This window comes from Streptomyces sp. RKAG293 (assembly GCF_023701745.1).
GTDB lineage: Bacteria > Actinomycetota > Actinomycetes > Streptomycetales > Streptomycetaceae > Actinacidiphila.
The window spans coordinates 793832-817710 of record NZ_JAJOZB010000001.1; the positions used below are offsets into that span (position 1 = coordinate 793832).

Sequence of the window (23879 nt, forward strand, 5' to 3'; positions counted from 1 at the left end):
CGGTGCGGGGTCCGGTCCGGGCGGAGTCCACTGTGGCTCGAGCGGGTGACACGCGGCGGAATCACCGCACAACAAGGTCCCGATAGGGGAGGCTTATCCCGTTCGTCCCCTGTTTCGGGGGCCATCACTGTGGGATTCGGGCCGTGCCGGCCTGATCCGACAACCTGTCGAGAGGACCGCGGATGTCAGTGTTCAAGCGCCGGATCGCCGCCGGAATCGGTGCCATCGCCCTCATCGGGGGCGGGTTGCTCACCCTGGCCCCCGTCGCCGACGCGGCATCGAGCGCGCCGGTGGTGTGCAACACGAGCAGCGCCGTGAGCAAGAAGACCGCTCACAACGGAGACATGATCATCGAGCTGCGCTACAACGCGGCCACGCGCTGTGCGTGGGGCCGGATCAGCCGGTCGAAGCTGGGCAACCAGGTGTGGGTGGACCGGTCGTCCAACGGTGGAGCGACGTGGACCGGCCCGATGGGGATGACGTACCTGCGGTCCGGCACCGGCACGTACACACCCGCCTTCAACGATGCCGGCTACGTCATGAGGGCCTGCGGCTACAACGGCAAGATCGTCTGCACCGGCTGGTACTAGGGCCTGTCCGGCCGATCACGGCCTCGGCCACGCGGCGGGCCGAGCGCACGTCAGTGACCTGCGGGGTGTTCCGCGGCCGCCCCGTCGAGGATCTCCCGGTCCCGGCCGGCCCGGGAGCGGTCCTCGTCCGAGGCATGGGTGATGTCGAGGAAGACGTGGTCGGCCGTCGGCCACTTCTCCCGCATCTCGCCCTTGATCCGCCCGGAGATCTCCTCGACCTCCTCGCTGTCCAGCCCGCCCACCAGGTCCACCCGCGCGGCGACCAGTGTGGAGTCCATGCCCAGCCGCATGGTCAGCAATGAGGTGACGGCGTCGATCTCGGGCTGTTCGGCCAGGAAGGACCGTATCCGCAGCTGCAGTCCGGGATCGACGGCCTCACCGATCAGCTGCCCGCGGGCGTCCTTCCCGAGCCGGTACGCGACGTAGATGAGCAGAACGCCGATGGCCAGGGAGGCGCCGGCCTCCCACTGCACCTGCCCGGTGGCCATGTGCAGCGCCATTCCGGCGATGGCCAGCAGCACACCGATGACGGCTGTGCCGTCCTCGGCCATGACCGTACGCAGTGCCGGATCGTCGGCCACCCGGATCTGCTGCAGCAGGCCCCGGTCCGCCGCGCGGGCCTGCCCGCGCACCTGCAGCAGCGCCTTCGCCAGCGACGCGCCCTCGGCGAGCAGCGCGACGACCAGCACCCCCAGTCCCACCAGATAGCCGGAACGGCTCTCCTCACCGCTCGAGTGCAGCGCCTCGACCCCCTGGAAGACCGAGAAGCAGCCACCCATCGTGAAGATCCCCACCGCGGCGAGCAGCGACCAGAAGAACCGGTCCTTGCCGTAGCCGAAGGGGTGCTCGTTGTCCGGGGCACGCTTGCTGCGCTTGAGCGAGGCCAGCAGGAAGACCTCGTTCATGCTGTCCGCCACCGAGTGGGCGGCCTCGGACAGCAGGGCGGGCGATCCGGCGAAGAGCCCTCCGACGGCCTTGGCGACGGCGATGACCAGATTGGCGCCGAGCGCCATGATGATCGTGACCTTGGTCCTGCTGTCCTCTTCCGACCGGGACCCGGCCGCCTTCTCGGACTGCTGTGTCATCAGCGGACTGTCCTCCCGATCGCTGCTGTCGGCTTCGCCTACCCGTACGGACCGATGGAACACCCGGGCATCCGACACCGTCCGGTGGCGCGCCGTCACCGGCGCCGACCCTCGGGAGCGGGATCAGTGCGGTCCGAGCCAGGTTCGCAGGGCCCACCACCAGTGCAGGGTGTCCATGACGGCCGCCCGGCTCTCCACGGTGACGGCCTGCAGCGACATCCCGACCGTTTCCTCGAAGCGGGTGAGCCGGTAGCGGATGGTGTTCGGGTGGACGTGCAGGGCCGTCGCGGTGCGGTCGAAGCGCTGCCCGTGATCGAGGTAGGCGAGCACGGTCGCCGCGAGTTGCCGGTGGAAGCTGCCTATCGGTGGTGCGAGCCGCCTTGGTTTCCTTTGGACCACCGAAAAGTAACACCGGTGTGCCGTGCTGGAGACCCCTCCGTGCGGCACGCCGCCGCGCCGCTCCCGCCCGAGCCGCAGTGAACTTCCGGTCGTCCAGCCCCCGTTCGAAGCATCCGTCCCCCGGAGTCGCCATGACCGCATGCAAACGCCCGAGGACTTCCCTCGTGCTGCTCGCCGCAACCCTGGCCCACGCCGCTCTGTGCACCGCTCCGGCCGGCGCCGAGCCCAGAGCCGCCGGTCACCTCAAGGAAGTGCTGTTCGTCGGCAACAACTGGGACGGCACCGCCGATGTGGTCCGCTCCACCGGCACGTTCGCGAAGGTCGGGCACCTCAACGTGGTCCCCGACAAGACCCAGCGGCTCACCGAGATCTACCTCAACCCGGTGCGGCTCGCCATCTACCTCGGCATCCAGCAGGGCCCCGGCGAGGGCCACGACCAGTACGTCGACGACATGTACACCACGCCGGACGGAAAGTCCGTGGTCGTCTCCCGCCCCAGCTTCGGGGACGTGGTCTCGCTCGACCTCGCCACGGGGAAGGCCAACTGGCGCTACGAGGTGGCCGGTTACCGCTCCGACCACATGGCACTCTCCCCCGACGGCCGCCGCGTCGTCGTCTCCGCCTCCCTGGCGAACACGGCCTTTGTGATCGACATCCGGACCGGCCGGCAGCTCGGCTCGTTCCTGACCGGCGACAAGCCGCACGAGAACGTCTTCACCGGGGACGGAAGGTATCTCTGGAACATGTCGATCGGCGAGGTCCAGACGAATCTCGACGACCCGCTGTGGGACTGGACCAAGGGCGACCGGCACATCACCGTCGTCGACGGCTCCACGTACCAGCCGATCCGGACCATCGACATGCGGTCCCGGCTCAACGCGTTCGGCCGCTCCGACCTCTCCAATGCGGTCCGGCCGGTGGCGTTCTCCCCGGACTGGTCGAAGCTCTACTTCCAGGTGTCGTTCTTCAACGGCTTCGTCGAGTACTCGGTCGCGACGGACAGGATCACCCGGGTCAAGACACTGCCGGAGAACCCGGCCACCGACCCGGACCGGACCACGTGGCCCAACGACTCCCGCGACCACGGCCTGGCGATGAGTCCGGACGGTGCCAAGCTCTGTGTCGCCGGAACCGTGGACGACTACGCGACGGTCGTCGACCGGACCACGCTGCAGGAGGGCCCGCTCGTTCCGGCGTCGAAACCGTACTGGGCCACGCTGAGCGGGGACGGCACGGCCTGCATCATCTCCGAGAGCGGAGCGAACCAGATCACCGCGATCGACTTCGCCACCGGACAGAAGATCCTCTCCGTCCCCGTCGGCTACCACCCGCAGCGCGTCCGCCTCGGCCACTTGGCCGCCGACTGGACCGGACCGGCCACCGGCTGACGGCCCGGTGGGGGTGGTCACTCCGCGGCGAGATTGGCGGCAAGGGTCAGGAAGAGGTGGAGGTTGGCGACGCTGCCGACCGCGTCGCTGGACCAGGGGCTGGACGCACCCGTCCTCATGACGTGCACCCTGCCCGCGGTGACGCGGCACTCCTGGACATGGGACCAGGGCAGCTGGCCCTTGGCATGGGTGCTCACGCCCGCGCGGGAGAGGGTGAACGACCCGAAGTTCACCGTCCGGCCCTCAAGAACCGCTTCGAGGGCCGCCTGGCCTTGGGTGCGGACCACGGCGCCCTGCATCCACGGCCCCCAGGTCTGGGGGCCGTCGTAGAACTCCGTGATCGTCGCGCTCGTCCTGCCCGGGCCGACCGCGGAGTAGGTGTAGGTGGTGGGGCCGGGAACACCGTTGATGATCGTCTGGATGATGTTCTGGTAGAGCCGGACGGACTCCCAGCGCAGGGCGATGACGCCGTCGCCGAACTGCGGATGGACGATCAGCCCGTGCTCGAACAGGTACAGCCGCTTCGCGGCCTGTTTGCGGTTGAAGTTCGGCAGCCGCCGCAACCACCAGTAGTACAGCAGGCCCGGGATCACGAACATCGCCAGGAGGTTGACGGTCGCGAAGAGGTGGAGCGCGACGAGCCCCTTGCCGATCGGCTTGGGGGTGAACGCGCCCTGAAGTGGCCCGAGATGATGATGCGCTGCCAGTTCGCGGGCTTCGGGCGGCAGAGTGTTCGCGGTGGTCATGGACGTCTTCTTCGATCGGTCAGGGATCATCGCTGTGTCCGCGCGATCAGTTGGGCGAGCAGCCGGGTGCGGGGAATGATCCGGGCGACCACGACGTGTTCGGAATCCGCGTGGGCGCCGCTGCCGACGCCACCCAGGCCGTCCAGCGTGGGGCAGCCCACGCCCGCGGTGTAGTTGCCGTCCGACGCACCGCCGACGGCGATCCCCCGCAGCGGCTCCTGACCCAGTTCCTCGGCGATTCCCGCGGCGAGGGCGAACAGTTCGGCGGACGATTCCGGTTCCATGGGGGGTCGTCTCCTGCCGCCCAGCACCTCCAACCGCGCCCCGTCCGTCCTGGCGGTCAGCCCCCGCATGAGCGCGTCCGTCCGGTCCTGCGCCGCCGGACTCGGCACCCGGACGTCCACCGATATCTTCGCGAGCGCGGGCACCGTGTTCAGTGTGCTGCCGGCGGAGAGGAGCGTGGGCGTGATGGTCGCGGCTCCCAGAGCGGAGCCGGCATCACTCGTGGCGGCCGTGTTGACGGAGGCCGCCAACTCAGTGATGGCCAGGACCTGGTGGGCCGCCTCGATCGCGGCGTTGACTCCCCTGTGCGGCTCAAGACCGGCGTGTGCGGCCTTGCCGTGCACCACTACCTCGTAGCGTGCCGTGCCCTTGCGGGCCGTCTTCAGCGCACCCTGTTCGTTCGCGGCAGCCTCCAGGACGAACGCGGCGGCGCAGCCACGCGCGGACTGCTCGATCAGCTCCCGGGAGGTCGGCGATCCCACTTCCTCGTCCCCGTTGACCAGCACGCACACGCCCTCCAGGGACGGCAGCGACGCCAATGCGTGGAACATCTGCACCAGCCCCACCTTCATGTCCAGGACCCCCGGGCCCCGGGCCACCCCGTCCACCACCGACCAAGGGTGGCTGCGCAACGACCCCATCGGCCACACGGTGTCGTGATGCCCCACCAGCAGCACCCGCGGCGTGCCGAACACCCACCTCAGGTGCGTGACGCCCTCGATCACGATCCGCTCCGGCTCGGCGCCCAGCAGTCGGGCGCCCAGCGCACCGACCACCTCGGCGCTGCGGGCCAGGGCCGCATGGTCGGCGGAGAAGGACTCACAGACGACGAGTTCCTCCAGGTCGGCCAGCATCGCCGTCAGCTCGGTCACCGCTCCCGCGGTCACCGGCCCGGCTCCATCTCGACCCGCAGTAACACCAGCACGCTGCCTCCTCGGATGTGAACTCACGGGTGGCGGCATCGCCGCGTTCCGGTCCGACGAACGCGGCCACGGCCACAGGTGTGACGCTAGGACGGGCCAAGGCATTCCACCAGCGACTAGAATGCATCGCAGCCATGCATGGGGGGAATGTGTTTCAGATCGACGCGCTGCGTCTGCTCGTCACCGTCGCCGACACGGGGTCGTTCACCCAGGCCGCGGACCGGCTCAACTACACACAGTCCGCGGTGTCCCGCCGGATCGCCTCGCTCGAACAGCGGGCGGGCGGGCCGCTGTTCGAGCGGCTCCCCCGTGGCGTACGGCTGAATCCCGCGGGACATGCGCTGCACCGCCACGCCGTGGACGTCCTCGATCGGCTGGCGCGGGCGGAGCGGGAGGTCGCCGCCATCCACGCGGGGCACGGCGGGACGCTGCGGGTCGGCGCGTTCGCGACCGCGAACATCTCCCTGCTACCCGCCGCCCTGCGGGCGTTCCAGCGGGGGCGGCCGGACATCGAGGTCATCGCCGTCGAAGGCCGCAGCAACACGCTGATGCAGCGGCTCGCGGACGGGGCCCTCGACCTTGCCGTGGTGAGCGACTATCCGTCCGGGCTTCCGACGGCCGAGGGCGTCACGACGACCCAACTGCTGCAGGACGAGCTGCTCGTCGTCCTCCCCCGTGAGCACCCGCTGGCCGCGACCGCCACGATCGACCTGCGGGATCTGCGCGACGAGGCGTGGCTCCAGGACCCGCTCGCCGGCCGCCCGACCCTCCTCGACGACGTCTGTGCCCGGGCGGGTTTCACTCCCCGGAAGCTCATCAGAATCGCCGAGTGGACCGGGAAGTTCGGCTACGCCGCCGCCGGCCTGGGCGTCGCGCTGGTCCCGTCACTGGCCGCGTGGGCGGTCCCGGCCGAACTCGTTCTGCGCCCGCTCGACGGGCTGCTCCCCCACCGGACCATCCACACCGCACTACCCGCCACCCCGCTGCCCGCGGCCCTCACCCTGCGGGAGCAGCTGCACGCGACCGCTGATGGGACCGCCGTCCGCTGAGAGCCGCCCGACCGGACGTCAGAGGACTCGCGTCAGCGGCCTGGGGTCAGTGATCTCGCGTCAGCGGGCGCCGCGCTGCGTGACTCGGCCCAGAGCGTCCGCGAGCAGGAAGGCCGACCGGTGAGGGTCCGTTACGGTCACGCGGAAGAGCAGGGCCTTGGTCTTCGGGTCGTGGTCGACATCGATGCGCCAGGTGCCGGCGTCGCTGACACCGAGGGTGGTGCGCGCCTCGCGGACCAGGCCGGGGAGCCGTTCGTACGGGAGGGTCCGCAGGTCGATCGGCGGGTGAGCGGCGGTCGACTCTCCGGAGCCGGCACCGCGGGCCGACATCCGGTGGTCCTCGATGGTGAATTCGACGGCCATCGGCGAGTGTGTCGCGATCATCTCGGCGGCGGTGCGGCGCATCCGTCCGTCCTGCAGCATCGACTCCGAGGTCTGCGCGGTCGTCGTGCTCGACGACGAAGTGGTCGTTGAGGACGAAGAGCTCCCCGTTCCCCCGGACTTCACCCCACCCGTGTGCTCATCGCGGAACAGTTCCGCGCGGAACAGCAGAACGACGATCGCCGCACCGATGAGAATCCCCGCGACGCCGATCAGGCAGCACGAACCCCACTTGGTCGGATCCTTCACCAGACTGGACTCCGGGGCGGAGTCCAGCAACGCCTCGGCCGCCCTCGCCGCCCACTCCTGGTCCGGTTCGGTGATGATCCTGACGGACCACGGCTCGTCGGCGGGGTACTCGACCACCACGATGCCGCGCGGCCGGTAGTCGGGGACGTCGACCAGGTTGATCGGCTGGGAGAACTCGACCCGGTAGGCCGCCCGGTCGTCCGGCGCCACCGTCAGGACGAACCTGATCGGAACGTCCGCCGACTCACCACTGGTGGCGCGCCGGCTCTCGATCATGGCCAGGGCCCGGTGCTTCTCCTGAGGTGGCCTCCGCGCACGCTTCAGCCGCCCCGCGACGGTCATGCCCGCGAACGTGAGAACGAGGAGCCCGCCGCCGGCACACCACAGCGCCACGTTCCCGATCACGATCCCGACGACGACGCACGCCACCGCGGCACCGGCCACCGCGGCGGCCACGAATCCGCGGATCAGCACCACCGGTCCTGCGCGATGGGGGGCGGGGGCTTCAGTGATCGTCACGGTGCGATTGTGCCGTGAACCGGCGGCCACCGAAAGATCTTTCCGCGGACCACCGGCGGAACAGTCGATTTCCCTCCGGAAACCGCATCGACCCCATCGACGGTACCGATCGCACGGCAACGGAAGGAACGGCGGGAACCGAAGGAACGGAAAGGCTAGGCGAGCGTGATGACATGGCGCGTGGAGAATTCCTCACCGACGCCCTCGCCGTCCGGTCCGTACACGAACTCGGCCAGAAAGGGATTGCGGTTGGCGGTCGCCAGCGGCAGCCACGCCAGCAGGTTGCCGTAGCCCCCGCAGACCGCCTCCCCGCCGTCACCACCGTGAACGGCGGTCACGTCACTGCTCAGTTCCGTGCGGTAGACGTCGTAGGCGATGCGCAGCCCGAAGACACTCAGCTCATGCTGGGGACCGTTGCCGTCCTCGTCCGGCGTCCCGTCGAGGGAGCACTCGTCGCCCCACCGGAAGAGGGTGGCCGCTCCGGCTCCGCAGGCGTACTCCCACTCGTCGGCGCTGGGCATCCGCACGCCGTTCTTCGCCAGCAGGGCCGGCATGTCGGCGGGCAGCTCGGTGAGGTCCTCGTCCTCGACGCTCATGAGCATCGTGGCCAACGTGACGGTCCGGCGCGGACTGACCAGCTCGGCGAGATGGGCCTTCAGGTCCGATCCGTAGCCGAAGCCCTCTTCCATGCTCGCCGCGTAGTCGGCGAGTTGCCCCGGTGTCGGCTGCCAGGCGTCGACGTCGAAGCCGAGCGTCACCTCACCGCCGGGTATCAGAGCGAACTCCCGCCCGTCCTTCTCGATGCGGGCACGGTGCCACGGCGCGCCGAGGCGCTCGGCGGCACCGACCAGGGACACGCGGCCGCCGACCCGGTCGGCGGCCAGCTGTGCGAAGCGCCGGGCGGCCGGCAGATCGAGTGACTGCCACTGGTCAAGAGTGAGATCGGCGAGAGACATGTCAAGCAGTCTCACACGGACCACTGACACAACCCCGACCGGCCAACCGGCCGCCCCCGGCGCACGATTCAGTCCCCATCGTTCAGCAGGTCCGCAATTCATGTCCGGGACACCGGACCTTTCGTCCGGAGACTTCTGCGGCCGACGTCACGGTCGTAGAGTTGCCCGATTCCCGGCCAGGAATCCGGGCGAGAATGTCTCACCCCATATGTATTGCTATGGAGTTGATGTGCGCAGCATGCTGTCGTCGACGACAATCCCCGGAACAGCGGCGATCCGCCGCCCGATGCGCCCGATGCGCCCGGGAAGGTTCCGCCGGTCCGCGCTCGCAAGCGTCCTCAGCGCGGCGGCTCTGGTGATGGTGGTCCCCACCGACGCGAGCGCCTCCATCCTCCAGTCGCTGCCGCAGAACGCCGACGGTCTCGAGCAGTCCTTCTCCCCGGCCTTCGACTACGACGGGGACGGCTGCTACGCGACCGCCGCCATCGGCACCGACGGCACCCTCAACCCCGGCCTGAAGCCGGGCGGGGACGTGAACGGGCACTGCCACGACTACCCCCAGCTGGCGAACTCCAACACGTACTCACGCGAGAAGTGCAACAACGGCTGGTGCGCGGTCGTGTACGCCGGCTACTTCGAGAAGGACCAGGCCACCCTCGGACCCGCGGCCATCGGACACCGGCACGACTGGGAACACGTCGTGGTGTGGATCAACGACAACCAGGTCCAGTACGTCTCGACGTCGCAGCACAGCGGCTGGAAGTGGTATCCCCGCTCGTCGGTGCGTTTCGACGGCACCCACCCGAAGGTCGTCTACAACAAGGACGGCGCCTCGACCCACTTCTTCCGCCTCGCGAACAACAACGACGAACCGCCGGAGAACGTCACCGGTGGCTGGTTCTATCCGCGCCTCGTCGGCTGGAACGGCTACCCGACGGGCCTGCGCGACAAGCTCATGAACGCGAACTTCGGCGACGCCACGATCAAGATTTCGGACAGCACCTTCAACGACGCCCTCAACAACTCCAAGCCCGCCGGGATCCCGTTCGACCCCTACGCCTGACACCGGATCGGCCGTCCGGGGCCGTAGGTCCGACGGCTGCGCGCGCTGCGCAGGTGTTCGACTCTTTTCGGTTGATTCTCGGCCACATTCCCCAGGTACGGTAGCCGTGCGTAGAGCACTCGCGTACGTTCAGTTCTCGTTGCACATGGCCAGCAGCGACAGCGGGGGTCCGGCCGTCGTCCCGTGGGGGGAACGGCGGCTGGACCTCCGGCTCTCCCCTCGCATTCACCCGCCTCGTCGGCGACCGCCCCGCCACACTTGCGGCGCGGACGACCAGGCGCTTTAATAAATGGACGTTCATTTACTAACTGGAGGGGAGTCGTGGTGACAGGACGCCCTCGGGGAGTGGATGACGCGGTGATCCTGCGTACGACAGCTGAGGTGGTCGGCCGGGTAGGTCCCGCGGGACTCACCCTGGCGGTCGTGGCCCGGGAGGTGGGGATGGTCCCCGCCACGCTCGTGCAGCGGTTCGGATCCAAGCGCGGTCTGCTGCTGGCGCTCGCCGAGCAGTCCGCGAAGGACGCCAGCGCACTCTTCGGACGTAAGCGATCCGAGCACGAGCCGGCTCTTGAGGCACTGGTGACGCTGACGGTGGAGTCGATGGCCCCCATGGCCTCGCCCGAGATGTACGCCAACCACCTGGCCTTCCTGTGCATCGACCTGACCGATCCGCAGTTCCACCAGCACGCACTGGCCGTTCACCAGGTCCAGGGGCAGGCGGTGGAGAGCCTGCTGGCAGAGGCGGTGTCCACCGGCGCGCTCCGCACCGGAACGGACGTCGTGGCCCTGGCCCGGTCCGTGCAGGCGGCCACCGCCGGCACCGGCCTGATGTGGGCACTCGACCGGCAGGGCACGCTCGCACAACGGCTCCGGCAAGGGATCGACACCGCGCTCTGCCCCCACCTCCAGCCGCCCGACCGATCCACCCTGGAGTAGCCGTGAACAACGAGGAGATCCGGCCGCTGACCGGAAAGGTGGCCCTGGTCGCCGGGGGCACCCGGGGCGGTGGGCGGGGTGTCGCCGTAGCCCTCGGCGCCGCGGGCGCGACGGTGTACGTCACCGGCCGCAGCAGCGCGGCCGGACGCTCCGGCCTGGACCGGCCGGAGACCATCGAGGCCACCGCGCAGGCGGTCACCGCCGCCGGAGGCCTCGGCATCCCGGTGCGCACCGACCACAGCAGGCCGGAGGAGGTCCGCGTCCTGGTCGACCGGATCGAGGCGGAGCAGAGCGGGCAGTTGGACGTCCTGGTCAACTCCGTGTGGGGCGGCGATCCGCTCACCGACTGGGAACACCCGCTGTGGGAGCAGGACCTGGACACCGGGATCCGGCTGCTGCGGCAGGCGGTCGAGACGCACGTCATCACCAGCCGTTTCGCGCTGCCGCTGATGGTCGCCCGCAAGCGCGGCCTGGTGGTGGAGGTCACCGACGGCAACACCGCCCGCTATCGCGGATCGTTCTTCTACGATCTGGCGAAGTCCTCCGTGATCCGCCTCGCCGTCGCGCAGGCGGCCGAACTGAAACCGCACGGCGTCGCCGCCGTCGCGATCACGCCGGGCTTCCTGCGCTCGGAGGCACTGCTGGAGCACTTCGGCGTCACCGAGGACAACTGGCGCGACGGGGTGGCCAAGGACCCGAACTTCGCACACTCCGAGACCCCGGCCTATCTGGGAAGGGCGATCGTCGCGCTGGCCGCCGACCCCGACATCATGGCGAAGAGCGGTCGGGCCCTGGCCACCTGGGGCCTGTACCAGGAGTACGGATTCACCGACGCGGACGGTACACAGCCGGACTTCGCCGCTCACTGGGCCGCGTCCCTGGAACAGGAGTACGGGCCGCTCGGAGAGCCGCTCTGACGGCACCGGGACGCCACCCCGGCGTCCGCCGAGCAGTTCCACGTCCACGGATGTGAACTCTGCGCGGTACGCCCCGAACCCGCGACGCCTCGTGCCCACACGGCCGCAACTCCGGGAAACACCGCCCTCGCCGCGCTCGCATTCCCCGACCACGAAGCCCTGAACTGCGGGAATAAACTCTACGCGCGGAGACCACCGTTGACGGCGCGACAGGGCCGTGCTATTCAGATCTGGCGCACCGTTGGACTAGACCTAGTTCACGTCCTTGAACAAGCGCTGGAAGGCCCCCCACATGAAACTTCGCTCCAAAGTCCTCGCTCTGGCCACCGCGGCGGGCATAGCCGGCACGCTCGGCCTGCTGGGCGCCAACGCCGACGCGGCGTCCCCCTCCGTCGCGCCCGGTGGCAACTTCAACCTGTCCGTATGGCAGTTGCAGGAGCCGGTCGGCTCCCCCGGATCGCCGACCACCATCTCGTCGTCCCGGCTCCAGGGTCCGAACGGGTTCCAGGACTCGTACTTCTACACCGACACCCGCGACGGAGCCATGACCTTCTGGGCGCCGGAGAAGGGCGTCACCACCCCCAACTCCAACTACGCCCGTTCCGAACTCCGTGAGATGAACGCCAACGGCAGTTCCGCGAACTGGTCACTCAGCGGCGCCCACAAGCTCAACGCGACGCTGCGCGTGGTGTCCGTGACGTCGAACGTCTGCGTCGGACAGATCCACCTCGGCACCGGCGGCTCCTCCACGAAACCGCTGATCGAGCTCTACTACCACTCCAACGGCGACATCGTCGCGGGCCTCGAGAACTCGCCCTCCGGCGGCCAGACGCCGCACACCGTGGGCCATGTCGCGGTCGGCAAGACGTGGAGCTACACGATCGCCGTCTCCGGCGGTCACACGATCGACCTGACGGTCAACGGCGGCACGACGCACTACGCGATCCCGTCGTCCTTCAACCCGTACAAGCAGTACTTCAAGGCCGGCTCGTACAACCAGTCGTCCTCCGACAGCACCACCAAGGGCGCACGAGTCGCCTTCTACGGGCTGACCGTCTCCCACAGCTGAGCGGTCCCCGGCACAGCACGCGAAAGGCCCGGTGCCCAGGCGGATCCCCTGGGGCGTTGCGACGCGAAACGCGACACCGGGCCTTTCGCAGGTGCACCGGGGCGGGCCTGACCGGATCACGCTGCTCCGCTCGCGGCACCGTGGACGGGCATCCCGCGCTCACCTACGGTGGCGACGACACCGGGGAGGGCGACGTGACGGTCAGGATCATCCGCGGCGCGGGCAGGTACGCCTGTCCGGAGGACTACTGGGCGCTGTACGACGACGCCGACTTCAACGAGGGGAACAGGTCCGGCGAGATCCTGATCTCCGACCAGAGCATCGCCGATCTCCAGGACCACGGCTTCAACGACCGCGCCTCGTCGATCGTGAACCACACGCGGTACCACGTCGGTTGCTTCGACCACGCGGACTTCGGGGGCCGGGAGATCGGACTGGACCCGGGGCAGGGCCTGGCCGGTGTCCGGAGAAGCGGGGCCAGGGGTGCGGGCCTCCTCGACGACTGTCCGATCGAGGACCTGAACGACGCGGTCTCCTCGGTACGGCTCGAGGAACCCGCCCCGCAGCTCGTCTCGCTCACCGCCGGGATCTACACCCTGGTCAACGTCAACAGCGGCAAGGCACTCGACGTCGTGAACGCCGCCTCGGCCTCCGGCGCCAACGTCCAGCAGTACCAACCCAACGGGTCCAAGGCCCAGTTGTGGCGTCTCAACCCGCTCGGCGACGGCGTCCACATCGTGATCAGCGCCAACAGCGGCAAGGCTCTGGACGTGAGCGGCGCCGGCACGCACAACGGCGCCAACGTCCAGCAGTGGGAGGCCAACGGCTCCAACGCCCAGAAGTGGCTGATCCACCGACTGGCGAGCGGCAGTCACACCCTGACGAACGTCAACAGCGGCAGGGTCCTGGACGTCGACAACGCCAGCACGGCCAACCACGCCAACGTCCAGCAGTGGGAGAACAACCAGACCGACGCCCAGAAGTGGCTCCTGAACAGAGTCGGCCGACTGCCCTAGGCCAGGCCGGCGGGCCCTGTTCGATACGGCGCGGCACCGGTTCGAGCCGGTCGAGGACGTTCGGAATGCTGATCGGGAAGCGCGTTCCCGCATCCTGCCGCTTCGCGGAAGGGGCGCGGCGATCAGGCCGGCCGGGTAAATCATGTGCGCACCACGTATCCGGTTGACAAGGTGGGACCATGACTTCTCAGCACGACCCCGTCCCCGGCTCCTCCAACCCGCCCCAGGACACGGAGCCCCAGGGCACGGACTGGACCACCACGCCCATCACGGCGGACCTCCTGCGCGGCGCGCTCGACGTGGAGTTCACCGAGCACGGCGTCCTGCCGCACCGGCTGCCCGCGCGGGCCCGCGCGCAGTGCTCCGACGGGCAGCTGGCCATGGTGGAGGCCCAGCCTTCCGGCGTTCGGCTGGTGCTCCGCACCCGGGCCACCACGATCGAGCTGGACACTCTCCGCACCAAGATGTCCTACCAGGGCGCCCCGCCCCGTCCGGACGGCGTGTACGACCTGCTCGTCGACGGCCACCTCGCCGGGCAGGCGAGTGCGACCGGCGGCAATGTGCTGCTGGTGGACATGACCACCGGGTCGGTGGAGAGCCGTCCGGGCCCGGTCGGCACCGTCCGGTTCCCCGGTCTTCCCGACCGGATGAAGAACATCGAGATCTGGCTGCCCTACAACGAGATCACCCGGCTGGTGGCGCTGCGCACCGACGCCCCGGTGCAGGCGGCACCGGCGGACGGCCGCCGTGTGTGGCTGCACCACGGCAGTTCGATCAGCCACGGCTCCGACGCCGCGAGCCCCACCACGACCTGGCCGGCGCTGGCCGCCTCCCTCGGTGGCGTGGCGCTGATCAACCTCGGCCTGGGCGGCAGCGCCCTGCTCGATCCGTTCACCGCCCGCGCCCTGCGGGACACCCCCGCGGACCTCATCAGCGTCAAGATCGGCATCAATCTGGTCAACACCGACGTGATGCGGCTGCGCGCCTTCACCCCGGCGGTGCACGGTTTCCTCGACACCATCCGCGAGGGACATCCCACCGTTCCCCTGCTGGTCGTCTCCCCCGTCCTGTGCCCCATCCACGAGGACACTCCCGGCCCCAGCGCACCGGACTTCAGCAACCTGAGCGAAGGCAGGATCCGGTTCCTGGCCGTGGGCGACCCGGCGGAACGGGCCGCCGGGAAGCTGACGCTCAACGTCATCCGGGACGAACTGGCCCGCATCGTGAAGCAGCGGGCGGTCGACGACCCGAACCTCTACTACCTCGACGGGCGCGACCTCTACGGTGAGGCGGACTTCGCCGAGCTGCCGCTGCCCGACCAGCTTCACCCGGACGCGGCCGCGCACCACCGCATGGGCGAACGCTTCGCCGCCCTGGCCTTCGGCGCCGGCCGGCCGTTCGCGGGCGAGCGGGACTGAGCCGGCCGCCCCGCACCGGAGGGTTCCCGGGGCAGCGCCGAGAAGCACGGGTGGCCGTGCGAGGATCCATGGACCGCGCAGGACCGCCGAGGAGGACGAGAATGTTCGCGACATCGCTGGGTGACGGAGCCGAACTGCGGCCGCTGGAACCCTGGCAGGCCGAGGAGTTCCTCGCCCACATGGACCGCGGCCGCGAATACATCGGCCAGCACGTCGGACTGCCCGACGCCACCGCCGACCTCGACTCGGCGCGGAACTGGCTCCAGTCCTACGCCGACAAGACCGCCGCCGACGCCGGCCGGCTGTACGGCATCTGGCTCGACGGGCTCCTCGTGGGCGGCGTCCTCTTCCGGGTCTTCGACGCGAAGGCCGAGACCTGTGAGGCCGGTTGCTGGCTGGAGCCGGCCGCCGCCGGCCGCGGTCTGGTCACCCGTGCGGTACGCGTGATCATCGACTGGGCGATCGAGCAGCGCGGAATCCACCGAGTGGAGTGGCTGGTGTCCTCCAAGAACACACCGAGCATCAACGTGGCCAAGCGGCTCGGCATGAGCCGTGACGGGGTCCAGCGCGAGAGCTCCCTCTACCGGGGCATCCGGCAGGACACCGAGATCTGGTCGGTGCTCGCCCCCGAGTGGCGTTCCGCGCGTTCCGCCGACCCCTCCCGGTCCTGACTCCCCCGCCGGATCAGAGCGGCCCCTTCGGAGCCGGCCGGGCGGAAGAGCGCCCGGCCGGTCCGCCCGGTATCCCCCTCGCGAGCGGTCACGCCCCTCAGTACTGCTCCGCCACCCAGTCGTACCAGTCGGCCATGCCCTCGCCCGTCGTCGCCGACACGGTCAGCACCCGCACCTTCGGATTCACCGACCGCGCGTACTCCGCGCAGCGGTCGACGTCGAAATCGACGTAGGGCAGCAGATCGATCTTGTTGATGATGACCAGATCCGCTGCGGCGAACATGTACGGGTACTTCAGTGGCTTGTCCGTGCCCTCGGTGACCGAGATGATGACGACCTTGCTGCGCTCACCCAGGTCGAACAGCGCGGGGCACACCAGGTTGCCCACGTTCTCGACCAGGATCAGCGAACCGGGGGCGGGAGACAGGGTCCTCAGGGCGCCGTGCATCATCTCCGCGTCGAGATGACATCCCGCCCCGGTGTTCACCTGGACCACCGCGCATCCGGCCCGCTTGATCCGGTCGGCGTCCAGCGTGGTCTCCTGATCACCCTCGATGACCGACACCGCACGTCTGCCCGCGAGATCACCGATCGTTCGTTCCAGCAGCGTGGTCTTTCCGGCTCCCGGTGAACTCATCAGATTCACCGCCACGATCCCCTGGCCGGACAGCCAGTCGCGGTTGCGCGACGCGACATCCTCGTTCTTGGCGAGCACTCTCTGCTCCAGGGTGAGCGTCTCGCCGTTCACCGGATGGCTGTGCCCGCCCCCGGTGCCGCCGTCAGAGTCGCAGCCACAGGTACCACACATACGTCAGCCCACTTTCATCGAGATGATCTGGAGCTCCTGACCCGATGTGATCTCCACATCGGCACTGCCGCACGGGCACAGGAGGATCAGATCGGCCAGCGTGAATTCGGTGTCGCACGCACGGCAATGGCCGGCGCCGGCGGGCTGGTCGATCTCCAGGCGTGCGCCTTCGGCCACTGTCCCCGCGGTGACCAGATCGAAGCAGAAGCGCATCGCGTCGGCCACCACCGCGGTCAGCATTCCCACCCGGACGGTCACCACCTGTACCGGCCGGCCGGCGGCGCGTTCACATACCGCGTCGACGACGCTCTGCGTAATCGACAATTCATGCATCAGCGCCCCGCTCCAGTGCCACCATCAAAACCGAAGAATCTGCCACCGGCCGGCCCACATGCTGACCATCGGCCTTTCTCGCGCGAATCACTCGTTCGGCCCAATGCGAGCCATGAATGATTGCCGATATGCCCGCGCCCATCGAGCGGATTCCCGTGTTGACAGCGCGCTCTGACGGAGTCTAGATGGTACCAATGTGATCGACACCACACGTGTGAGCCGAAGGCGATCCCCGTAGCGCGGCGGATCAGCCGCCGGCCCCGGAAGGCGGCGGCACTATGCCGACAGAGGCTGCAATAAAAGCGGAAGAGACACTGATCCATGTTCTGTGGATCAATGCGGGTCTCAGCTGTGACGGCGATTCGGTGGCACTGACCGCCGCCACCCAGCCCAGCATCGAGGAGATCGCCCTCGGTGCCCTGCCCGGGCTGCCCCAGGTGGCCGTGCACTGGCCGCTCATCGATTTCGAATGCGGCCCCACCGGCGGCGCCGACGACTTCCTCGAGTGGTTCTTCAAGGCCGACAGAGGTGAGCTGGAACCGTTCGTCCTGGTCGTCGAGGGGTCGATCCCCAACGAGCAGCTGCACGACGAGGGCTACTGGTCGGGCTTCGGCAACGACCCCGCCACCGGTCAGCCGATGACCACCAGCGAGTGGCTCGACCGGCTGGCCCCGAAGGCCACCGCCATCGTCGCGGTCGGCACCTGCGCAACCTATGGCGGCATCCACGCCATGGCGGGCAATCCGACCGGGGCCATGGGAGTGCCGGACTATCTGGGCTGGGACTGGAAGTCCAAGGCCGGAATCCCGATCGTGTGCGTCCCCGGGTGCCCCATCCAGCCGGACAACCTTTCGGAAACCCTCACGTATCTGCTGTACATGGCCACCGACCAGGCCCCGATGATTCCCCTCGACGACGCACTGCGTCCGGCATGGCTGTTCGGCCAGACGGTGCACGAGGGCTGCGACCGGGCGGGCTACTACGAGCAGGGCGACTTCGCGACCGAATACGGTTCGCCGAAATGCATCGTCAAGCTCGGCTGCTGGGGCCCCACCGTCAAATGCAACGTGCCGAAGCGCGGCTGGATGAACGGTATCGGCGGCTGTCCCAACGTCGGTGGAATCTGCATCGGCTGCACCATGCCGGGATTCCCGGACAAGTTCATGCCCTTCATGGACGAGCCCCCCGGCGGGAAGCTCTCCACGAACACCGTCGGACTGTACGGCGCGACGATGCGGCGGCTGCGCCACATCACGACGCACACGCTCGACCGGGAGCCCAAGTGGCGCAAGCCCGGAAAAGACCTCACGACCGGTGCCACCCGCACTTGGTGACCCACCGCAACAGACAGAAAGATGAGGCGGCGCAATGACCGCGACGCAACGCAAGGGTGGCAGCGGAACCCAGGGCAAAGACGGACTGGTGGAGATGGCGTGGGACCCCATCACCCGCATCGTCGGCAGCCTGGGTATCTACACGAAGATCGACTTCAAGCAGCGTGTGGTCGCGGAATGTCACAGCACGAGCTCCATCTTCCGCGGCTACTCGGTCTTCATGAAGGGCAAGGACCCGCGCGACGCGCACTTCATCACCAGCCGGATCTGCGGGATCTGCGGTGACAACCACGCCACATGTTCCTGTTACGCGCAGAACATGGCCTATGGGGTGAAGCCGCCGCACCTCGGCGAATGGATCGTCAATCTCGGCGAAGCCGCGGAATACATGTTCGACCACAACATCTTCCAGGAGAACCTGGTGGGGGTCGACTACTGCGAGAAGATGGTCGCCGAGACCAACCCCGGGGTGCTGGAGAAGGCCAATCGGACCGATTCCCCGCACGCGGAAGCCCATGGGTACAAGACCATCGGCGACATCATGCGCTCGCTCAACCCGTTCACCGGCGAGTTCTACCGCGAGGCACTCCAGGTGAGCCGCATGACCCGGGAGATGTTCTGCCTGATGGAGGGCCGCCATGTGCATCCCTCCACGCTCTATCCCGGTGGTGTGGGCACCGTCGCGACGATCCAGCTGATGACCGACTACATCACCCGGCTCATGCGGTACGTCGAGTTCATGAAGAAGGTCGTGCCCATGCACGACGATCTCTTCGACTTCTTCTACGAGGCGCTGCCCGGATACGAGATGGTCGGCAACCGCCGCATTCTGCTCGGCTGCTGGGGATCCTTCCAGGATCCCGAACACTGCAACTTCGAGTACAAGGACATGACCGACTGGGGCCGGAAGATGTACGTGACCCCCGGCGTCGTCGTCGACGGGAAACTGGTCACCACCGACCTGGTCGAGATCAACCTCGGCATCCGCATTCTGCTCGGCTCGTCGTACTACAACGACTGGGAAGAGCAGGAGATGTTCGTGACCCACGACCCGCTCGGCAATCCGGTCGACCGCCGGCACCCGTGGAACCAGCACACCAACCCGCAGCCGCAGAAGCGCGACCTGGGCGACAAGTACAGCTGGGTGATGTCACCGCGCTGGTTCGACGGCAAGGACTATCTCGCCCTCGACACCGGTGGCGGACCGCTGGCCCGACTGTGGACCACGGCGCTGGCCGGGCTGGTCGACATCGGCTACATCAAGGCCACCGGCAACAGCGTGCAGATCAATCTCCCCAAGACCGCGCTCAAGGGTCCGGTGGAGCTGGAATGGCGCATCCCGCAGTGGAGCAACACCATCGAGCGGAACCGGGCGCGCACCTACTTCCAGGCCTACGCGGCTGCCTGCGCGCTGCACTTCGCGGAGAAGGCGCTCGTGGAGATCCGCGCGGGACGCACGAAGACCTGGGAGAAGTTCGAGGTCCCGGAAGAGGCGGTGGGCTGCGGTTTCACCGAGGCGGTGCGCGGCGTCCTCTCGCATCACCTGGTGATCCGCGACGGCAAGATCGCCAACTACCACCCGTACCCGCCGACTCCGTGGAACGCGAGCCCGCGCGACTCCTACGGCACGCCGGGGCCCTACGAGGACGCGGTGCAGGGCCAGCCGATCTTCGAGGAGAACGACCGGGAGAACTTCAAGGGCATCGACATCATGCGCACAGTGCGCAGCTTCGACCCCTGTCTGCCGTGCGGCGTGCACATGTACCTCGGCGAGGGCAAGAAGATCGAGCGGCTGCACTCCCCCACCCAGTCCGCGGGCGGTGAATGACGTGGCCGAGCACAGCGAAGAATCGCCCGCGCCCGACGCGGCATCGACCGGCCCCGTACCGTCCGCCGCCACGCCGTCCGACTGGCGGGCGACCGGTGAGCGCATCGACACCCTGATCGCCGCCAGCGCGTCGGGGGGTGCCATCGCGCGTGAACGCAGCGAGGAACTGGTCCGGCTCGTCACCGATTTCTACGGTGCCGGGCTGGAACAGCTGCTCGACCTCCTTCATGAGCAGGGCCATCTCACCGATGACGTCCTGGCCTCCTTCGCCGCGGACGAGCTGGTCGCGAGTCTGCTGCTCGTGCACGGCCTGCACCCGTACAGCGTGGAGACGCGCGTCGAGAAGGCGCTGGAGAGCGTACGGCCCTATCTGGGCTCGCACGGCGGCGACGTGGAGCTGCTCGGTGTGTCCGACGACGGTGTGGTCAGGCTGCGGCTGCTCGGCAGCTGCGACGGCTGCCCGTCCTCCTCGGCCACCCTCAAGCTCGCCGTGCAGGGGGCCGTCGAGGCGGCCGCTCCCGAGATCACCACGATCGAGGTCGAGACCACCGCCGACGAGGAGTCCGGAGCCGCCGGGCCGATGGTCCCGGTCGAGGCGCTGTTCTCCCGCCTCCACGAGACCGTTCCCGCTCCTGACGACTCCGGCGCGTCCTGGGAGCTCGTCCCGGAACTGGCCGGCCTCGAATCCGGTGCCGTCACACGGTTCACCGCCGGGCTCGTCCCGGTGCTGGCCTGCCGCATCGGCTCGGACCTGTTCGCCTTCCGGGACCGCTGTGCCCGGTGCGAGCGGCCGCTGGAGGGCGCCGTACTGGCCCGGCGGCTGGGCGGCGCCTCGGGCGACGGGGTGCTGCGGTGCCCCGCCTGCCTCGCGCACTACGACGTGCGGCGGGCCGGTGCCTGTGTCGAGGCGGAGGATCTGCACCTGGACCCGCTGCCACTGCTCGCGGACGGTGCGACCGTCTCGCTCGCCGTACCCACCCCGGCGGCGACATGATCAGCGGAAGCCGCTCGGCGTCACCTGTGGCCTCGCTGCTCCGGGTGACGCGCAACCGTCCGCAGCCGGCCGCCGGAGAACGCTGCGAGATGTGCGCGGAGTCGATCGACCCGGGTCACTCGCATGTGGTGAACCTGGAGAGCCGGGCCCTGATGTGCAGTTGCCGGGCCTGCTACCTGCTGTTCAGCGATCAGGACGCGCACTTGCGCTATCGCGCGGTCCCCGAGCGGTTTCTGTCCTTCGACGGTCCGACCGTCGACGAACGGACCTGGGACACCCTGCAGATCCCGGTCGGGCTGGCCTTCCTGTTCCGCAACTCCGTCCAGGACCGCACCATCGCGTTCTATCCGGGTCCTGCGGGCGCCACCGAGTCCGAACTGCCGCTGGATGCCTGGGACACCATCGTGGAGGCCAACCCCCAGCTGGCCGTCCTGCGCCCCGATGTGGAGGCGCTGCTGGTGCGCCGCGCAGACGGCGTCGGCGGGTCCTGCCACCTGGTGCCCATCGACGCCTGCTACGAACTGGTCGGCAGGCTCCGGTCCCTGTGGCGCGGCTTCGACGGCGGCCGCGAGGCGCACGACGCGATGGACGTGTTCTTCGCCTACGTGGCGGAGCGCAGCCGGCCCGCGACCCTGGACGACCGGTCGTGAGCGGCCTCGGCTTCTCCGTACTCGACGTCGTCGCCGAGCCGTACGCCGTCGCGCCGCAACTCACCGCGCGGCTGCGGATCGAGGAGGACAGCGGCGAGCGGATCCACGCGATCGTGCTGCGCTGCCAGGTCCGCATCGAGCCGCAGCGACGGCACTACGACGCCGCAGAACAGGACGGGCTGCGCGGGCTGTTCGGGGATCGGGAGCGCTGGTCCGACACCCTCAAGCCCTTCCTCTGGATGCAGTGCAACACAACGGTGCAGGGGTTCACCGGCACCACCGAAGTGGACCTCGCCCTGCCCTGCACGTACGACTTCGACGTGATCGGCTCCCGTTATCTGCATGCTCTCGGCGAGGGCTCGGTGCCGCTGACCCTGCTCTTCTCGGGCACGGTGTTCACCAAGGGGACCGCCGGCTTCGGGGTACGGCAGGTGCCCTGGGACTGCGAGGCCCGCCATCAGATGCCGGTCACGGTGTGGCGGCGGATGATCGCGTCCTACTTCCCCAACTCCGGCTGGATCAGATTGGACCAGGACGTGCTCGACCGCATCGCCGACTTCCGCGCCAGGCGCGGGCTGATCAGTTGGGACGAGACCGTGCGCACCCTGCTGGCCGACATCGGCGAGGTGGTCCCGTGAACGCGCTGAGCCCCGCCGGACCGGTGAGCCTCGATCACGTCCGCACGATCGCCGACGCGGTGCTCTACGAGGGCTATCTGCTCTACCCGTACCGGGCGAGTTCGCACAAGAACCAGTCACGCTGGCAGTTCGGAGTCCTCGGGCCGCCGTCCGCGTCCGCCGCGAGCTTCAGCGAGGATCCGGGCCTGGAGATGCAGTGCCTGCTCACGGCTCCGCACGAGCCGCCCGGTGGCGTCACGATCCATCTGCGCTTCCTCCAGCTGCAGGTCCGCGAAGTGCAACGGCGCGACGAGGACGGCGGCTACACCCCGGTCGAGCAGCTCGTCGTGGACGGTGTGTCGGTGCTGAGCTGGGACGAGGCGGTGGAGCGGGAAGTCACGCTGCCCGCACTCGCCTGGAACCAGGAGCTCGATCAGCTGCACCGCGTCACCGGCGGATCGGAGACCGAACCCCTGACGGACCTGAGCGGCGCCGAGGTGGGCCGCATCGTGCGCCGCCGGCAGCCACTGGCGGCCCGGATCCGTACCCGCTGGACGGCCGACGACGGATTCGTCCGGCTGTCGGTGTCGGTGGACAACGAGCACCCGGACACCGCCTCCGACAAGGACTCCGCGATCCGCGCCTCGCTGATCGGCTCGCACCTGCTCCTGCAGGCACACGGGGCCGGGTTCGTCTCCCTGCTCGAGCCCGCCGCCGAGGCGGCCGGTGCGGCCGGCCGCTGCCGGCAGCGGCGGTGCTGGCCGGTGCTGGCCGGCCCGAGCGGGTCCACCGACACCGTGCTGGGTGCGCCCATCATCCTGTACGACTACCCGGAGGTGGCGGAACAGAGCGCCGGCGCCCTGTTCGACTCCACCGAGATCGACGAGATCCTGACGCTTCGTGTGATGACCATGACGGACGCGGAGAAGGCGGAGGCCCGGGCCACCGACCCCAGGGCGCGGGAGATCATCGATCGCTGCGACGGCATGTCGCCCGCGGACCTGCAACAGCTCCACGGTCTGCTGCGCGATCCGCACGCCCCGCGGTCGGCTCCCGCGGGTCCGTCTCCTGCCGGTCCGTCTCCTGCCGACACGTCGGCCCCCTTCGACTCCGACCCCTTCGACACCGGTGGCGTGCCCTGGTGGGACCCCGCGACCGACGCCGCGGTGCGGCCGGAGTCCGACGCGGTCGTCATCGACGGCGTCCGGGTGGCGAAGGGCAGCCTCGTCCGGGTGCACCCGTCCCGCCGCGCCGACGCGCAGGACCTGTTCTTCGCCGACCAGGTGGCTCGGGTGACCGCGGTGCTCTCGGATGTCGACGGAGCGGTGCACGTCGCCCTGGTCCTCGTCGACGATCCGGCCTCGGACCTGCACGACTGGTACGGCCGTTACTTCTACTTCGCCCCCGACGAGCTGGAACCCCTGCCCGTCGGGAGCCCCATGGAACACCGAGAGGAGACCCCATGAGAACCCTGGGCATGATCACCACAGGCGTGGCCGCGGCCGTGGCGCTGGTCGCCGTGGCTGTGGGCGTGAAATCGATCCCCGACATCCGCAGGTATCTGAGAATGCGTTCGATGTGAGCGAGGGAGCGGGCCCGGTCGCGGGCGTGCCCCGCGCACAGCAGGCGCCCGTGTCCACCGCCCCGGCCACCGAAGG

At 69.0% G+C, this 23879-nt stretch carries 25 protein-coding genes; 17 read left to right on the top strand and 8 right to left on the bottom strand.

Annotation, left to right across the window (positions count from 1 at the left end; translation table 11 throughout):
• Window positions 1-182 precede the first annotated feature (182 nt).
• On the top strand, window positions 183-590 hold the full coding sequence (locus LNW72_RS03425) for a DUF2690 domain-containing protein (protein ID WP_250973957.1): 408 nt from the start codon (window positions 183-185) through the stop codon (window positions 588-590).
• Window positions 591-640: 50 nt separating this feature from the next.
• On the opposite strand, the gene LNW72_RS03430 is transcribed toward LNW72_RS03425, so the two are convergent.
• Window positions 641-1675: a cation diffusion facilitator family transporter gene (locus tag LNW72_RS03430; protein ID WP_250973958.1), complete on the bottom strand. Its 1035-nt coding sequence runs from the start codon at window positions 1673-1675 to the stop codon at window positions 641-643.
• Between the two features lie 123 nt (window positions 1676-1798).
• Window positions 1799-2005, bottom strand: a complete 207-nt coding sequence (locus LNW72_RS41540; RefSeq protein WP_250973959.1) for a helix-turn-helix domain-containing protein — start codon at window positions 2003-2005, stop codon at window positions 1799-1801.
• A gap of 200 nt (window positions 2006-2205) precedes the next feature.
• Here LNW72_RS41540 and LNW72_RS03440 point away from each other — a divergent pair, with 200 nt between their 5' ends.
• Window positions 2206-3462: a YncE family protein gene (locus LNW72_RS03440; protein WP_374117126.1), complete on the top strand. Its 1257-nt coding sequence runs from the start codon at window positions 2206-2208 to the stop codon at window positions 3460-3462.
• Between the two features lie 17 nt (window positions 3463-3479).
• On the opposite strand, the gene LNW72_RS03445 is transcribed toward LNW72_RS03440, so the two are convergent.
• Window positions 3480-4208 (bottom strand): DUF6585 family protein, encoded by a 729-nt coding sequence (locus LNW72_RS03445; RefSeq protein WP_250973961.1) that lies wholly within the window; start codon window positions 4206-4208, stop codon window positions 3480-3482.
• Window positions 4209-4234: 26 nt separating this feature from the next.
• A complete protein-coding gene (locus LNW72_RS03450) occupies window positions 4235-5344 on the bottom strand; it encodes a M20/M25/M40 family metallo-hydrolase (RefSeq protein WP_250980004.1) in 1110 nt (369 codons plus the stop codon).
• Window positions 5345-5562: 218 nt separating this feature from the next.
• Here LNW72_RS03450 and LNW72_RS03455 point away from each other — a divergent pair, with 218 nt between their 5' ends.
• Window positions 5563-6462 carry a LysR family transcriptional regulator gene (locus LNW72_RS03455; protein ID WP_250973962.1) on the top strand — a complete coding sequence of 300 codons (900 nt, stop codon included), beginning with the start codon at window positions 5563-5565 and terminating at the stop codon, window positions 6460-6462.
• Window positions 6463-6522: 60 nt separating this feature from the next.
• On the opposite strand, the gene LNW72_RS03460 is transcribed toward LNW72_RS03455, so the two are convergent.
• A complete protein-coding gene (locus LNW72_RS03460; RefSeq protein ID WP_250973963.1) occupies window positions 6523-7611 on the bottom strand; it encodes a hypothetical protein in 1089 nt (362 codons plus the stop codon).
• 155 nt (window positions 7612-7766) lie between these two features.
• A complete protein-coding gene (locus tag LNW72_RS03465; RefSeq protein ID WP_250973964.1) occupies window positions 7767-8567 on the bottom strand; it encodes a formylglycine-generating enzyme family protein in 801 nt (266 codons plus the stop codon).
• Window positions 8568-8853: 286 nt separating this feature from the next.
• Between LNW72_RS03465 and LNW72_RS03470 the strand changes: the two genes are divergently transcribed.
• The 7 genes from LNW72_RS03470 to LNW72_RS03500 all read left to right on the top strand — a co-directional run bounded on the left by LNW72_RS03470 (window position 8854) and on the right by LNW72_RS03500 (window position 15657).
• Window positions 8854-9630, top strand: a complete 777-nt coding sequence (locus LNW72_RS03470) for an NPP1 family protein (protein ID WP_374117396.1) — start codon at window positions 8854-8856, stop codon at window positions 9628-9630.
• A 324-nt stretch (window positions 9631-9954) separates the two neighbouring features.
• On the top strand, window positions 9955-10566 hold the full coding sequence (locus tag LNW72_RS03475) for a helix-turn-helix domain-containing protein (RefSeq protein WP_250973965.1): 612 nt from the start codon (window positions 9955-9957) through the stop codon (window positions 10564-10566).
• 2 nt (window positions 10567-10568) lie between these two features.
• Complete coding sequence (locus LNW72_RS03480; protein WP_250973966.1) at window positions 10569-11483, top strand: SDR family oxidoreductase; 915 nt, start codon at window positions 10569-10571, stop codon at window positions 11481-11483.
• A 292-nt stretch (window positions 11484-11775) separates the two neighbouring features.
• Window positions 11776-12552 (top strand): polysaccharide lyase family 7 protein, encoded by a 777-nt coding sequence (locus LNW72_RS03485; protein ID WP_250973967.1) that lies wholly within the window; start codon window positions 11776-11778, stop codon window positions 12550-12552.
• Between the two features lie 140 nt (window positions 12553-12692).
• Entirely contained in the window at window positions 12693-13568 is an 876-nt protein-coding gene (locus LNW72_RS03490) for an RICIN domain-containing protein (RefSeq protein WP_250973968.1), read from the top strand.
• 179 nt (window positions 13569-13747) lie between these two features.
• Window positions 13748-14986, top strand: a complete 1239-nt coding sequence (locus LNW72_RS03495; protein WP_250973969.1) for a GDSL-type esterase/lipase family protein — start codon at window positions 13748-13750, stop codon at window positions 14984-14986.
• Between the two features lie 101 nt (window positions 14987-15087).
• Complete coding sequence (locus LNW72_RS03500) at window positions 15088-15657, top strand: GNAT family N-acetyltransferase (RefSeq protein ID WP_250973970.1); 570 nt, start codon at window positions 15088-15090, stop codon at window positions 15655-15657.
• A gap of 97 nt (window positions 15658-15754) precedes the next feature.
• On the opposite strand, the gene hypB is transcribed toward LNW72_RS03500, so the two are convergent.
• Together hypB and LNW72_RS03510 are read right to left on the bottom strand one after the other, a co-directional pair.
• Window positions 15755-16405 carry a hydrogenase nickel incorporation protein HypB gene (gene hypB, locus LNW72_RS03505; protein WP_250973971.1) on the bottom strand — a complete coding sequence of 217 codons (651 nt, stop codon included), beginning with the start codon at window positions 16403-16405 and terminating at the stop codon, window positions 15755-15757.
• A 63-nt stretch (window positions 16406-16468) separates the two neighbouring features.
• A complete protein-coding gene (locus LNW72_RS03510; protein ID WP_250973972.1) occupies window positions 16469-16798 on the bottom strand; it encodes a hydrogenase maturation nickel metallochaperone HypA in 330 nt (109 codons plus the stop codon).
• A 278-nt stretch (window positions 16799-17076) separates the two neighbouring features.
• Here LNW72_RS03510 and LNW72_RS03515 point away from each other — a divergent pair, with 278 nt between their 5' ends.
• From LNW72_RS03515 to LNW72_RS42025, 7 genes are read left to right on the top strand one after another with little or no spacing between them, the layout of a single operon-like run.
• On the top strand, window positions 17077-18132 hold the full coding sequence (locus LNW72_RS03515) for a hydrogenase expression protein HypE (protein WP_138351533.1): 1056 nt from the start codon (window positions 17077-17079) through the stop codon (window positions 18130-18132).
• A gap of 34 nt (window positions 18133-18166) precedes the next feature.
• The gene (locus tag LNW72_RS03520) at window positions 18167-19960 is read left to right on the top strand and encodes a nickel-dependent hydrogenase large subunit (protein WP_250973973.1); all 1794 of its coding nucleotides are present in this window, start codon (window positions 18167-18169) and stop codon (window positions 19958-19960) included.
• A 1-nt stretch (window position 19961) separates the two neighbouring features.
• A complete protein-coding gene (locus LNW72_RS41545) occupies window positions 19962-20954 on the top strand; it encodes a NifU family protein (protein ID WP_250973974.1) in 993 nt (330 codons plus the stop codon).
• Window positions 20951-21604 carry a DUF5947 family protein gene (locus LNW72_RS03530; RefSeq protein ID WP_250973975.1) on the top strand — a complete coding sequence of 218 codons (654 nt, stop codon included), beginning with the start codon at window positions 20951-20953 and terminating at the stop codon, window positions 21602-21604. Before LNW72_RS41545 ends, LNW72_RS03530 begins: the two co-directional genes overlap by 4 nt.
• Complete coding sequence (locus LNW72_RS03535; RefSeq protein WP_250973976.1) at window positions 21601-22242, top strand: DUF6084 family protein; 642 nt, start codon at window positions 21601-21603, stop codon at window positions 22240-22242. Before LNW72_RS03530 ends, LNW72_RS03535 begins: the two co-directional genes overlap by 4 nt.
• Entirely contained in the window at window positions 22239-23687 is a 1449-nt protein-coding gene (locus LNW72_RS03540) for a hypothetical protein (protein ID WP_250973977.1), read from the top strand. Before LNW72_RS03535 ends, LNW72_RS03540 begins: the two co-directional genes overlap by 4 nt.
• Window positions 23684-23803: a hypothetical protein gene (locus LNW72_RS42025; RefSeq protein ID WP_374117127.1), complete on the top strand. Its 120-nt coding sequence runs from the start codon at window positions 23684-23686 to the stop codon at window positions 23801-23803. Before LNW72_RS03540 ends, LNW72_RS42025 begins: the two co-directional genes overlap by 4 nt.
• Window positions 23804-23879: the final 76 nt, after the last annotated feature.

Bases quoted from the DNA above. Each gene is read 5' to 3' on its own strand.
- LNW72_RS03425 (WP_250973957.1), top strand. From the start codon at position 183: ATGTCAGTGTTCAAGCGCCGGATCGCCGCCGGAATCGGTGCCATCGCC.
- LNW72_RS03430 (WP_250973958.1), bottom strand. From the start codon at position 1,675: ATGACACAGCAGTCCGAGAAGGCGGCCGGGTCCCGGTCGGAAGAGGAC.
- LNW72_RS03440 (WP_374117126.1), top strand. From the start codon at position 2,206: ATGACCGCATGCAAACGCCCGAGGACTTCCCTCGTGCTGCTCGCCGCA.
- LNW72_RS03445 (WP_250973961.1), bottom strand. From the start codon at position 4,208: ATGACCACCGCGAACACTCTGCCGCCCGAAGCCCGCGAACTGGCAGCG.
- LNW72_RS03450 (WP_250980004.1), bottom strand. From the start codon at position 5,344: ATGCTGGCCGACCTGGAGGAACTCGTCGTCTGTGAGTCCTTCTCCGCC.
- LNW72_RS03465 (WP_250973964.1), bottom strand. From the start codon at position 8,567: ATGTCTCTCGCCGATCTCACTCTTGACCAGTGGCAGTCACTCGATCTG.
- LNW72_RS03470 (WP_374117396.1), top strand. From the start codon at position 8,854: ATGCGCCCGATGCGCCCGGGAAGGTTCCGCCGGTCCGCGCTCGCAAGC.
- LNW72_RS03485 (WP_250973967.1), top strand. From the start codon at position 11,776: ATGAAACTTCGCTCCAAAGTCCTCGCTCTGGCCACCGCGGCGGGCATA.
- LNW72_RS03495 (WP_250973969.1), top strand. From the start codon at position 13,748: ATGACTTCTCAGCACGACCCCGTCCCCGGCTCCTCCAACCCGCCCCAG.
- LNW72_RS03500 (WP_250973970.1), top strand. From the start codon at position 15,088: ATGTTCGCGACATCGCTGGGTGACGGAGCCGAACTGCGGCCGCTGGAA.
- LNW72_RS03510 (WP_250973972.1), bottom strand. From the start codon at position 16,798: ATGCATGAATTGTCGATTACGCAGAGCGTCGTCGACGCGGTATGTGAA.
- LNW72_RS03515 (WP_138351533.1), top strand. From the start codon at position 17,077: ATGCCGACAGAGGCTGCAATAAAAGCGGAAGAGACACTGATCCATGTT.
- LNW72_RS03520 (WP_250973973.1), top strand. From the start codon at position 18,167: ATGACCGCGACGCAACGCAAGGGTGGCAGCGGAACCCAGGGCAAAGAC.
- LNW72_RS03530 (WP_250973975.1), top strand. From the start codon at position 20,951: ATGATCAGCGGAAGCCGCTCGGCGTCACCTGTGGCCTCGCTGCTCCGG.
- LNW72_RS42025 (WP_374117127.1), top strand. From the start codon at position 23,684: ATGAGAACCCTGGGCATGATCACCACAGGCGTGGCCGCGGCCGTGGCG.